Here is a 13,509-nt window from a genome sequence, read left to right as displayed (position 1 = left end):
CTTATTAATTATCTGCCGTTAAACCGGAAGATCAATCCCACCAGATATCAAATAACTCACTGGTTTCTACATTTTTCAACTTGCGAGCTTCCAGCCATTTAGTAACCAATGCACGGTGCTCATCAGTGCAATGACCGATCTCTTGCAGGCAAATCAAACCTTCCCACTGCAAGTAGCCACTACCATCAAATGCCAGACCATTGGCTTCAATGACTTCATCGATAAAAGCATCGACAGTTTTATCAATTACATCAACACCAGTCCCTTCAGGGAAGGTCCACTGTACGGAAAAACCCAATTCCTGAAACTCGTCGATATGCATCTTCTTGCGTAAACGACGACTACGATTGTTAGCCATTATTCTTTCCTATTTGATTTTAATGGTATTTTTAAGCGCGTAGAGTAAAATCTTAATTTCAACCTACACTTTAATAACCATCTGATTTTCAGTAGCTTATCAATATCACGAGTTTAGCAGATACTAGCAGCATGCGCCTAGCTTACCCTCACTCACTTGAGGTTGCCACTGTCACCAAGCCTTGATTCCATTGGAATCAATTTTAATCGACCTCTAAGGCTTTATGGCAACACCACCTGTTAATATCTACCCAAGGACCTCACTCACCCCGATTTCTGCGTGCTCATCGCGTTACACACTGCAGTTCAGGATAAATTTGTCACATCCCCAATGGCGGAACACCCTTTTCACATCCACTGGTTGGTTGACGGGGGATTTCGAGCATGAAGGAACCCATATCACTCATAGAGAGCGGCATCTATTCCAAGGGACAGGTCAGTCATATTTGGAGCGATGCATCGCACTCATCAGTTTTGTGATCATAACTACTAATAAATTTTCTTTTTATGCATAATTGAGCGGTTTTAGTTAAGAACTCTCACTAAAATTAAATAGGCAATATTAAATATAGTGTTTTCGTTAAGAATTAAAAGGAGAATATCTCTATTAAAAAGAGACATATATTATTTATCCTTGCCGATAAATGCCTATAATTGATTACGTTTTAAAATAAAAAACAAGACTAATTTACATAAGACTTTCATATCATTATGAGATTATTCCTATCCAAGAAATTAAATTAATCTATTGATATATAAACCTTAATTGTTAGCTCCTCGTCCGCCGTGGGATTATTCCTACAAGAGTAGTCTTTCTCTCCTATATATATGTATAACCCCGTACGTTTACTATAAGTACCAATAATGCAACATCAGATTTAAAGCATTCACCAGTGGCAGTTCACCAACACACTTACTTTTTGGTTAAGTGAAAAATGTTGCTCGTTAATTATAACCCAAAATAAATAGAGAAAATTGAGCGTTTTATGAATCGAGTATTTAAAGTCATTTGGAATAGTGCCTTAGGTCGCTACGATGTTGCATCTGAGTTTTCTAAATCAGGAAAAAAGATTAAGTCATTTTGCTCAGGTGCAGAAACTGTCGATACAACTTTAGGTTTAACGACACCCTCTCGCCTGAACCAGATTGCCATTACCTTGATGTTTACATTAGGGACGAACTCTGCTTTTGCTGCAGATATAAGTGTTCCCGGATTTACACCTGAAGTTCAATTTGAACAGATCTCCACAGGTTCAGGTAATACCTTGTCGGGGAGCTTTGCGAACATAGCTAAAGGCCAAAACGGTTATATAAGCACGACCTTAGGGGCACTTGATCGGTCTCTGATTACATCTGGTGCGGAATTGATCGATTTCAATCGACTCATTATTGGTGCGCAAACAACAGCTATTGAATATGTTGACCCGATCACCGGCAAAAAAGTGAGTGTCAATGTTTACGATAGCAGTAAAATGCAAAGTGCCCCTGCTTCAGCGATTAATGTTACTACTTCACTTCCAGTCGGTGTTGATGGGCAATATGTCGATCGCCGATTCTTCGTGCTGCAACCTAATAGTGATATGACTGTAAATGTGGGTAGCACCGGCTCTAACTGGACATCAGACACTGCCAACTATTTTAATGCTATCTTAAAAGGTACGCAGAAGAAAACTGACACACAACAAGCAGCAACAACAACGTCAGTGTTCCATGTTGTCTCTGATAATACTTCGGTAAGTGATACGGTTCTTAACTATGATGGGAAAACTATTGTTAGCTTAGGCAATCGTAATAACAATATTTCCGATAGTTCAAGCTATGCGGCTTCATTTGTCATTGACGATTACACAGGCGAATTCACGAGTGTTATCGGTCAGCAAAACGTCACTAATTTTGCAGAATTAAAAGCCTATAATGAAGCGCTTATTCAGGCGATTAAAGATAACAAAGTAACATTGACTGACAAAGAGTATGCAGCTCAGTTGGCACTTGCTTTAAAAAATAATAATACCGCACAAAAAGTTATCTTAGATCCTAAAATCAGTGTTGATGACGCAGTTAATTATTTAGTTAATAAAGACCAGGTTGCCTTTATTCATGGCGAGGGTAAGCACTCTATTGTTAACGTAGGCACTGACGCAAATATTCAGGCATTCTACACTGATGCATCGTTAATCCGTTTAACCAACGGCGCAACATTGAACAATAATGGGACTATTGGCTCTGCTGCAGCTACCATTTCAGGTACCTATATTGTTTTCGCAACAAACAGCACGGTCAATAATAGTGTGACCGGGATTATAGATGCGGGTACCAATGACGAAATCAAAGACTTCGCTGCAACTCAAAAACGTGATGTGACAATCGGTGATCATACTGCGATTTTAGCCAATGGTAGCTCTGTGGTCACCAATGACGGCATTATTAACGTAGCCTCCCGTACCAGCAGTGCGAGCACTGCAGTGGCACTATTAAGTGATACCACCCAATTTACCAACAACGGTACTATTAATATGGCTTCCACAGCTGAGATTGGTGATGCGGCTGGTGGCTATTATAATCGTGGTATCGTTACTCAAGGTACTTCAACGTCTAATAATAATGGCCTGATTTATATTGGTCGTGAAGCACAGCGTCAAATTGGTCAGGTGGCAGATGATCTACTGATTAAAATGCGTTCCTATGCAGTATATCTTTCTGGCAACGGTACATTTAATAATAATGCCAGCGGACATATTATTATTGGAAGCAAGACAAGTAACAGCGTTGGTATCGATGCTCGCGGTGCTAATACTACTGTAAATCAGGCTGGTACTATTACTATCAATGGTGCAAGCAGCGATCCGACTGGTATTAACATTGGTATTTCCTCTACCGAGAAGACCCGTAACGTCAATAATACCGGTAAAATTATCCTCAATGGCACCAACTCAGTCGGTATCAAGGTATTTTCTGATGCCACAAAAGTGAATGATAGTGCTTCTGCCTCAAGCTCTGGTGAGATTGATATCAATGGTGGTGTCGATGCTTCAGGTCGGGCTAATTACGGTATCTGGGCCGAAGGTAATAATGCTGTAGCGAATCTGACAGGTAACGTTAACCTATATGGCGACGGCACCATCGGCGTCCATGCCCGTAATAATGGAACAATCAATGTCAGTGCTAATGGGCAGGTAGAATTTAAAAGTGGTAAAAACCAGATTGGTTACTATGCATTTGGCGCTGGTTCAACCATTAATAATAGCGCCGTGGGTAATGAAAAAGTCTCCACTGAAGGTTCGATATTATATCGTATTGATACCGGAGCCAGTTTCGCGGGGAGCAATGCTTCTACATTAGATGCTGACGGTATCAATTCAACACTTATCCAGGTTACCGGGGAGAACAGTACTTTTAATTCGGGTGCTTTGACAATGAACATCCTGGGCGAGGGCTCTACTGGGGTAAAAGTCGAGGGTGGCGCCAGCGGCACCATCACGGCAGATGCCAGCCTGGAATTGAGCGGTGATGGGGCTACTGCGGGTATCGTCGATGGCAACTACTACGGCCTGGATGGTATTGCCACCGGTGCTACCGGAAAATCTGTCTTAACCAGTTCGGCGGTATTGACTACCGGTAACACCGCGTCTGGTGCCTATGGCTATATCGCCCGTAATGGCGGTGAGCTTATCCACAATGGCTCCATTGATTTTACACAAGCAGGCAGTACTGGCGTGCTGGTAGACGGCGGGATTCTGACCAACCAAAACCTCATCACAGTCAATGGGACTGCGGTCAATATTCAGGGTGCTAACTCTACCGTGAATAACAGCGGTACCGTCAACGCAACCGACGGCACCGCCGCTTATCTGCTGGGTGCGGGGGCGAGCCTGACCTTATCCGGTAACGGTGAAACCAAAGCGGGCGGCACTGCCCATGGCGTACTGCTTGATACCGGTGCCACAGCACTGACCGTGGATGGCGCAACCATCACCATGACCGCGGGCGGCACAGGTAATGCGATTGAAAACAAAGCGGAAATTACCGGTATTCAGTTAAAAGACACCACGCTGACGGTGGGTAATGGTGCAGGTATTCGTACCGGTGCCTCCCTGGCGGCAACCAACTCTGGCACGATCAATGTCAACGGCAGCGGTACCGGTATTCTGTTTGCCAGCACCGGCGACACCATCACCGATAATACGCTGGACATGTCCGACTCGGCCGGTCTGGTGATTAACGTCAATTCAGCCGCGGGCAAAGGGATTGTCACCAACTCCCGTCAGGATCTGAAAACCGGTGCCAGCGTAAACGTCAATGATGCCGCAGGCGGTGCAGCCCTGATTGTCAAAGGCACTACCGGCCGTGTCGAGCAGTCCGGTAACCTGATATCAACATCACTCACCAGCCCGGTGGTGGACATCAATAACGGTTATGTCACCAGCTTCGTCAACAGCGGTACCATTCAAGCCAACAGCGCCACGCAGCAGGCTGTCGTAACCAATACTGGGACGGGTCTGGCATTTACCAACGCCACGGGTGGCACAATTGTTGGCAAGGTGGATCTGTTAGCGGGCAACAACACCGTGACCCTGATGCAAGGCAGTAAAGGCACTGACTTCACCACCGGCAGCGGCGATGATGCCTTCATTCTGAAAGGGCTGACATTAGCCGATACCGGCGTGTTCAGCTCACTGAACGGCGGTACCGGCAGCGATACGCTGACGCTGGACAGTTCGCTGTATACCCTGAGTGATGCTGATGCTATCCAGAATATGGAATACATCAACCTGATCAATAACTCAACGCTGACACTGGACAATGTGCTGCTGGCGCTGGGTGACAGTCAGGATGACAATGCCAACACCGGTTTTAATCTGGGTGACGGCAGTCTGTTGCAGGTTAATAACCTGAATGCCGTGAGCTTTAACAGCAAGTTGAACGGCCTCGGCACGATGGCCGTTAATACCGCCGGTAATGCCTTTGATTTTACGGCCAATGCGGCACAGAACGCCTTTAACGGGGTACTGGCATTAGGTCACGCCACCTTTGAACTGGCGGCGGATAACACGGCAGCATTAGTGAATGCCCCCCTGAAACTGGGCGCGGACAGTATCACCACCGTCGGTGACGGTGTGCAAACTATCGGTGGGTTGGCCTTTGACGGCGGTACGGTGAAATTTAACACCGGCACTCCGGGTGAGACGGTGGCGAAAAGCACTATCCATACCACCAAAGAGATGAACCTGCTGGGCACCGGGACGGTGGTGGTGGACATCGACAGCGTCGACAACAGCCAGACGCCGGTCAATCCGGTACTGCCCATCATGGAGCAGGATGATGCCAATACCTTGCTGCAACTGGCGGTGAGTGATGTGGTGGTGCAAGGCAATGGTGGCAATCTGGTGCTGAAAGACCAGGATGGCAATGTCATTACCGATGCCACCACGGCCGATATTGCACAAAATGGCACCACGGTCGCCAAAGGCACTTACGATTATCGCCTGAGCAGCGGTACGGGTAACGACGGTTTGTATATCGGTTACGGCCTGACCGAAGTTGAACTGCTGGGCAGCGGTGCAGATGCACTGGCGCTGTATGCCACCAATAAAACCGGTCCTGCGGCGGATTTGAGTGCCAAAGTGACGGGCAGTGGTGAGTTGGCGATTGATACCGGTGCAGGAAATACGGTAACACTGTCCAATCTGGACAATGATTACACCGGTTCTACCGATGTACGCAGCGGCACCTTGCAGATGCTGAATGATAATGTGTTGGGGAATACCTCGCTGTTATCACTGGCAGCAGATACCGCCTTTGACATGAAGGGTCATAGCCAAACCGTGGGCGAACTGAACAGTACTGCGGGCTCAACGGTTGATCTCAATGGTGGCAGCTTAACCTTGAGTCAGGGCGGTATGTCTGAGGGTGAACTGACCGGCAGTGGCGCGCTGACAATTGCCGCCAATGTGCTGAGCGTTAAGGGTGCCAATACTGGCCTGAGCGCGGTGACCACCATTGCCAGTGGCGCACAAGCGTTACTGAACAATGCAGCGGGTCTGGGCGATGGCAATATCGTTAACGCCGGTCTGCTGACACTGAAAGGGGCTGCGGGCCAGTTAGCAAATGCTATCAGTGATGCTGGCAGTGTGGTGCTGGAAGATAGCAGCGACATCACATTGAGCGGTGATAACAGCCTGTTCAGTGGCCTGTTTGCTATCACGAACGGCAGCCAGTTAACTGCTTCTCAGGCAGAACATCTGGGGACGGCGGCGGTCACCAACGACGGCGCATTGGTGCTCAATAGTGCGAGTGACTGGTTGCTGGCCAACAGCATTAGCGGCAGTGGCAGCCTGACTAAAAACGGCACAGGCACCGTATCGTTGACACAATCTGCGGCCTATACCGGCCAGACAGATATCAATGCGGGTGGCCTGATGTTAGGCAGCAGTGCTGACCCCATGACGCTGGCAAGCCAGCAGGTGAATATAGCCAGCGGTGCCTTTATGGGCGGTTTTGGTGGTGTAGCGGGCGCGGTTGATAACCAGGGCGTGCTGTTTGTGGGCAACCCAGCGGCACCGATGGTACCGGCGATGGGCCGTCTGGCTCGCCTGGCGCCGGCCAGTAATATCTTTACCGTTGGCACTGACTTAACCAACAGCGGCACGGTATTTATCGGTAACAAGACCAGTGACGGTACGGGCACCACCGGTAACCAATTAGTGGTCAACGGCAACTATATTGGCAACAACGGTCTGCTGCACTTCAACACCGCGCTGGGCGACGACAGCTCTGCCACCGACAGCATGATTGTGAACGGCAACACCAGCGGCACCACTAACGTAAGCGTAGATAATGCGGGCGGTACGGGCGCTAAAACCTTAAACGGTATTGAGCTCATTCAGGTGAATGGTCAATCCGACGGTGAGTTTGTGAACCCTGGCCGTATCGTAGCGGGTGCATATGATTACTCACTCGTACGTGGGGTGGGTTCAAACGCCAGTAACTGGTATTTGACCAGCCTGAGCAATTTGCCGGTTGATCCAGAAAATCCGGTCGACCCGGAAAACCCGGCGGGTCCAGGCGAGGAAACTAAACGTCCTGAAGCCGGCAGCTACACCGCGAACCTGGCCGCAGCCAACACTATGTTTGTGACGCGTCTGCACGATCGTTTGGGCGAAACACAGTATATCGACGCCCTGACTGGCGAGCAGAAAGTGACCAGCATGTGGCTGCGTAACGAAGGCGGACATAACCGTTCACGTGACACCAGTGGTCAGTTGAAAACCCAAAGCAACCGCTATGTGATGCAATTGGGTGGCGATATCGCCCAGTGGAGCAACGATGGTCTGGACCGTTTACACCTGGGTGTGATGGCCGGTTACGGTAATAGCAAAAGCGACACCCACGCGAAATCGGGCTATAAGTCGAGTGGTTCGGTTGATGGTTACACCGCCGGGGTGTACAGCACCTGGTATGCCAACGACGAAGACAAGTCGGGCTTGTATGTTGACGGTTGGGCGCAGTACAGCTGGTTTAACAATAGCGTGCAGGGCGACGGTCTGGCGACAGAAGAGTATAAATCGAAAGGGATCACCGCGTCGGTCGAGAGCGGCTACACCTTTAAAATCGGCGAGAATAAGTCTAAGAACGAAACGTACTTTATCCAGCCGAAAGCCCAAATCACCTGGATGGGTGTGAAGGCTGACGAGCACCGTGAAGCAAACGGTACTCAGGTGAGTGGTCAAGGCGACGGTAATATCCAGACCCGTCTGGGGCTGCGTTCTTATATGAAAGGCCACCACGAAAGTGATAATGGCAAGGATCGCGAGTTCCAACCGTTTGTGGAAGCCAACTGGATCCACAACACCAAAGATTTTGGCACCAATATGAACGCGGTTGAAGTGAAACAAGCTGGCGCGAAGAATATCGGTGAACTGAAAGTGGGTGTTGAGGGGCAATTGAACAAGCAACTGAATGTCTGGGGTAACGTCGGCCAGCAATTGGGCGACAAAGGTTACAGCGATACTGCAGTGATGTTAGGGGTGAAATACAACTTCTAATCGTTATTAGCTCTCATCAATAACGGTGCTTCGGCACCGTTATTGATTCATGCAGATACAATAACTGCTCAAAGAAATTCAGCATTATATAAGCGGTACTGTTGCCAATGGCGGCTTTCATTCTTTGCCTACTTAAGTGTTTGCAGTTCAGCACCAGCCTGCGCTAGCGAGATATTAGGGAAGTGACCGATCTTAACTTGGGTGAGTTTGTGAGTTATGGGGCTGGTATAGCGGTAGAAGAAAGCTTTAATGCCGCTAGCGCACAAGTGATCCGTAATGGCGATTTTCGCCGGTATCAACTGGCCTTATCACCGGGTTTCATCGCGTCGATGGCTTTAGTTGATAGTGGTTTTTTTTCTGGTTTATCCACCTATTAGCGCCATGAGTGTCACTGTTATATGACATCCATTACACCACAGGTGGATTAACGAGCTACATTCTAATCTACAGTAAAATGTAGGATATCGTGGTTTTTAGTGTGATTTGATGAGATAACAAGAAACCCCACTAAATCACTTATTAATCAACAAAATAAAATAAACTTACTGTTAATTTCATCACGAATAATCAGATTGGAAACTATAATTAGCCATTATTCTTTCCTCTCAAACATCAGATCCCAAACGCCATGTCCCAGACGCTGGCCACGTAATTCAAATTTTGTCAGCGGACGCGAGTCCGGACGAGGAACATAATCATTTTGTTCTGAAAGGTTGCGGTATCCGTTTACACCTGACATCACTTCCAACATATGTTCCGCATAATGTTGCCAGTCGGTCGCCATATGGAACACGCCACCCACTTTTAATTTACTTCTCACCAATTCAACAAAAGGTATCTGGACGATACGACGCTTATTATGGCGCGCTTTGTGCCATGGGTCAGGGAAGAATAGCTGTACCATATCCAGTGAAGCATCTGGAATCATATTTTCCAGCACTTCAACCGCGTCATGACACATAATCCGCAAGTTGCTTAGTCCCGCCTCGTGAGCAGCCCCCAAACAAGCACCAACCCCCGGAGAATGCACTTCTATCCCCAGAAAATTCTGCTGCGGATTACTGGCAGCCATGGTCACCAGTGAAGTCCCCATGCCGAAACCGATTTCCAGTACCACCGGAGCTTCGCGGCCAAACAAGGCGTTTACATCAACTGGCGTTGCTTGATATTCCACGCCCATCACCGGCCAGTAGCTATCTAGCGCCAGTTGTTGACCTTTGGTCAGCCGCCCCTGACGACGGACAAAACTACGAATACGGCGTATGGCTCGGCCGTTTTCATCAAATTCCGGGGATATGACGTCATTTATCATGGTACTTTCTGTCTGTTGATTGCGTATGTGAACGCGCATTATGCAAAGATACGGTAGTTTATCAACTCAGGGCGTCATAAGTACAAAATTAAGCAGTAAATAACGTAGATATAACCAAAGTGGCCGATTAAAGTCAGTGATTCGGGTGCGTGAGTGCGGCTAACACAGTTGTAGCTTCAAGTACGAAGGGGGTTTACAGGGTGAGAACTCTATGCTGCAATCCAGCTCTAATTTATTACCTGCCGGATATTGATACCAACTTATGATGCAAGCGCAACAGTTCGCGCACGAGGTACTTGAGTGGTACCAACGCTTTGGTCGCAAAACCTTGCCGTGGCAATTGGATAAAACACCTTATCAGGTATGGTTGTCAGAAGTGATGTTGCAACAGACTCAGGTTGCGACCGTCATTCCCTATTTCCAACGTTTTATGTTGCGCTTCCCTGATATCAGTGCGCTGGCTGCGGCACCGTTGGATGAAGTTCTGCATTTATGGACCGGGCTGGGTTACTACGCCCGTGCCAGAAATCTGCATAAAGCCGCCCAAACGGTTGTTGAACGCCATCAAGGCGAGTTCCCTACTACTTTTGACGAGATTCTCGCACTGCCAGGGATTGGGCGCTCAACTGCGGGCGCTATTTTGTCGCTCTCGTTAGGGAAACATTTTCCTATTTTAGATGGTAACGTCAAACGAGTGCTGGCCCGTTGTTACGCTGTTGAGGGATGGCCCGGTAAAAAGGAAGTCGAAGGCCGCCTGTGGCAAAGCAGTGAAGATGTTACGCCAGCCAAAGGCGTAGGTCAGTTTAATCAGGCGATGATGGATTTAGGTGCCACGGTGTGCACCCGTTCTAAGCCCAAGTGTGAGCTTTGCCCACTGAATACCGGTTGTATGGCTTATGCTAATCACAGTTGGGCACGCTACCCCGGTAAAAAACCCAAACAGACATTACCGGAAAAAACAGCTTACTTTTTGTTGATGCAAAACGGATCGCAGGTATGGCTCGAACAGCGCCCGCCAGTAGGTCTATGGGGGGGGCTATTTTGCTTCCCGCAATTTTCTGAACAAGCCGAACTGGAGCGTTGGTTGCAGCAACAAAGTATTGCCAGCAGCAGTTTGCAGCAGTTAACTGCTTTTCGTCATACCTTCAGCCACTTCCATCTGGATATTGTCCCCATGTGGCTGAATACGGCGTCATCCCGTGGATGCATGGATGATGGTGCAGGTCTCTGGTATAACTTAGCACAACCACCCGCGGTAGGATTGGCGGCCCCAGTTGAACGCCTATTACATCAGTTGGCAAAACAGCCGAGTGACCAACATAGCTAACCCCCTGCAACTTCAAGTATGAAGGGTATAGCGCCATAGAAGAGGATTTAGCATGAGCAGAACAATTTTTTGCACATTTTTAAAACATGATGCTGAGGGGCAAGATTTTCAGCTCTATCCAGGTGAGATTGGCAAACGTATCTATAACGAAATATCAAAAGAAGCTTGGTCACAATGGATAACCAAGCAAACCATGCTGATTAACGAGAAAAAACTGAGCATGATGAATGTCGAAGACCGCAAACTGTTAGAGCAGGAGATGGTTAACTTCCTGTTCGAAGGGCAGGATGTTCATATTGAAGGTTATACTCCACCGAGTAAGTAACCACACGGGGTCTGCGCTGGCCCCGTTGTTATTCCTCATCAAGATATGGCTTGTAAGATGAAGAAAATTTTAGCTTTGCTGATAGTTGCACCATTGTTAGTGTCTTGCTCAGGCAATAAGAATCAAACAGAAAACGAAGCCTATGTCAAAGATACCAACGGTTTTGAGATTTTAATGGGCCAATTTGCCCATAACATTGAAAATATTTGGGGATTAAAAGAAGTCTTAATCGCGGGTCCAAAAGATTACGTTAAGTATACGGATCAATATCAAACCCGCAGCCATATCAACTTCGATGCCGGTACGATTACGGTTGAAACCATTGCCACGACAGATCCGGCGGCTCACTTGCGTCAGGCGATTATTACCACACTTTTAATGGGTGATGATCCTGGCTCTATCGACCTCTATTCGGATGTTAACGATATTCAGATCAGTAAAGAGCCCTTCCTCTATGGGCAGGTGCTAGATAACAATGGCCAGCCGATCCGTTGGGAATGGCGCGCGGCCCATTTTGCTGATTATCTGCTACAAACCAGAATGCAAAAACGCACTTCCGGCCTGCATGTTATCTGGTCGGTCACCTTGCAATTAGTCCCTAACCATCTGGATCAACGTGCCCATAAATACCTGCCACTGGTGCGCCAGTCAGCGGAGCGTTATGGCGTCGAAGAGTCATTGATCCTGGCAATTATGCAAACAGAATCTAGCTTCAACCCATATGCGGTCAGTGGCTCTGATGCGTTGGGCCTGATGCAAGTTGTACAGCATACTGCCGGGCGAGATGTGTTCAAAATGAAGGGTAAAAGTGGCCAGCCAAGCCGTAGCTATCTGTTTGATCCAGAAAATAATATTGATGCTGGTACGGCATATCTGTCAATTCTGCAAAATACCTATCTAGGCGGAATTCAGAATGCCACCTCACGGCGTTATGCTGTTATTACCTCTTATAACGGCGGAGCTGGTAGCGTATTGCGGGTATTCTCCAGCGATAAGAACCAGGCTGTTAATATTATCAACAATATGGCTCCTGGTGATGTATTCCAAACGCTGACCACTAAACACCCTTCAGGCGAATCTCGCCGTTATCTGGTGAAAGTGAACAGCGCGCAGAAGAGTTATCGCCGCCACTAGTTTTATTTATAGCGGATTTTATAGCCCAAGAAATTGGCGTTGCAGGTGGCTAATCCCCCCTGCAACGCCAACCAAGGGAAAACTGAAATGACAGGCTCCACCCACAGTGTCATTTTTTATGTCTAAAGTGTGATTGCCCGACAAAAGTGCACATTTGAATAACAACCATTCTCAATAAAATGTTTATAGTATCGCTAATCATCCTATCCCTACTATCGGCAGATTGAACAAATGGACTTTGGACTTACCCTGTTTGAAATGGTGGTAATCTTCTCCACTATGGTCATCGCTTATATCATCTTTGGTATTACAGGATTTGGTTCTGCATTAATTGCCAGTCCGATATTAGCGCTATTTATTCCTGTCGCTAAGATTGTCCCATTATTGGCAATTGTCGATATGTTTGCAGCCATTACCAATGTAGCTCGCCATAGCCGTCATGCCGACCTTGCTGAACTTAAGCGATTAGTCCCACTAATGATTATTGGTAGTCTGATCGGCGCGACGTTACTGCTACGTACTCGCCCTGATATTTTGCTACTGGCGCTCGGCATATTTGTCATTTTATATGCCATTTACGCCCTTAGCCGGCGTAAACCACAAGGACAATTCAAACCTGTTGCCGCCATTCCTTTTGGCTTGATTGGCGGTATTTTCAGCGCGCTATTTGGCAGCGGCGGGTTTATTTATGCTATTTATTTATCCGGCAGAATAGCCAGCAAAGATAATTTGCGGATTACCCAGACCACGCTTATCGGCCTGAGTACCCTCACGCGAGTTATTTTGTTTACGCTAGCAGGGGTCTACATGGACCTATCTATTTTATGGATGGTACTACTGTTGGTACCGGGGATGTTAGTTGGTTTGGTTATCGCCAATAAAATCAGTTTAGGGATAAGTCGCGACCAGCTTATCCGATTAATAAATATCTTATTGCTGATTTCCGGCACAGTTTTAGTCGCACGCTATTTAGGTTATTGATAAGCCTAATTTGTAATAACTTATTGATAGA

The 13,509-nt window shown here is 47.4% G+C and carries 8 protein-coding genes; 6 read left to right on the top strand and 2 right to left on the bottom strand.

The window, feature by feature from the left end:
• Positions 1 to 31: 31 nt before the first annotated feature.
• Entirely contained in the window at positions 32 to 358 is a 327-nt protein-coding gene (locus V1955_RS03490) for a YggL family protein (protein WP_083162675.1), read from the bottom strand.
• A 985-nt stretch (positions 359 to 1,343) separates the two neighbouring features.
• On the opposite strand from V1955_RS03490, the gene V1955_RS03485 reads away from it, so the two are divergent.
• Positions 1,344 to 8,399, top strand: coding sequence for an autotransporter outer membrane beta-barrel domain-containing protein (locus tag V1955_RS03485; protein WP_442820529.1), 7,056 nt, complete (start codon positions 1,344 to 1,346; stop codon positions 8,397 to 8,399).
• A gap of 182 nt (positions 8,400 to 8,581) precedes the next feature.
• The gene (locus V1955_RS03480) at positions 8,582 to 8,776 is read left to right on the top strand and encodes a hypothetical protein (RefSeq protein WP_083162672.1); all 195 of its coding nucleotides are present in this window, start codon (positions 8,582 to 8,584) and stop codon (positions 8,774 to 8,776) included.
• 215 nt (positions 8,777 to 8,991) lie between these two features.
• On the opposite strand, the gene trmB is transcribed toward V1955_RS03480, so the two are convergent.
• On the bottom strand, positions 8,992 to 9,711 hold the full coding sequence (gene trmB / locus V1955_RS03475; RefSeq protein ID WP_083162671.1) for a tRNA (guanosine(46)-N7)-methyltransferase TrmB: 720 nt from the start codon (positions 9,709 to 9,711) through the stop codon (positions 8,992 to 8,994).
• 262 nt (positions 9,712 to 9,973) lie between these two features.
• Here trmB and mutY point away from each other — a divergent pair, with 262 nt between their 5' ends.
• The 4 genes from mutY (at position 9,974) to V1955_RS03455 (ending at position 13,478) form a co-directional block, all read left to right on the top strand.
• On the top strand, positions 9,974 to 11,038 hold the full coding sequence (gene mutY, locus V1955_RS03470) for an A/G-specific adenine glycosylase (RefSeq protein ID WP_193784781.1): 1,065 nt from the start codon (positions 9,974 to 9,976) through the stop codon (positions 11,036 to 11,038).
• 52 nt (positions 11,039 to 11,090) lie between these two features.
• Positions 11,091 to 11,363, top strand: coding sequence for an oxidative damage protection protein (locus tag V1955_RS03465; RefSeq protein ID WP_083162670.1), 273 nt, complete (start codon positions 11,091 to 11,093; stop codon positions 11,361 to 11,363).
• 57 nt (positions 11,364 to 11,420) lie between these two features.
• Positions 11,421 to 12,497, top strand: coding sequence for a membrane-bound lytic murein transglycosylase MltC (gene mltC / locus V1955_RS03460; protein WP_102970534.1), 1,077 nt, complete (start codon positions 11,421 to 11,423; stop codon positions 12,495 to 12,497).
• A gap of 231 nt (positions 12,498 to 12,728) precedes the next feature.
• Positions 12,729 to 13,478 carry a sulfite exporter TauE/SafE family protein gene (locus V1955_RS03455; RefSeq protein ID WP_083162668.1) on the top strand — a complete coding sequence of 250 codons (750 nt, stop codon included), beginning with the start codon at positions 12,729 to 12,731 and terminating at the stop codon, positions 13,476 to 13,478.
• Positions 13,479 to 13,509 lie beyond the last annotated feature (31 nt).

The organism is Yersinia sp. 2545 StPb PI, assembly GCF_052217125.1.
Lineage (GTDB): Bacteria > Pseudomonadota > Gammaproteobacteria > Enterobacterales > Enterobacteriaceae > Yersinia > Yersinia enterocolitica_E.
Note: the sequence above shows the minus strand (reverse complement) of the source record. Positions and strands in the feature narration are given on the sequence as shown.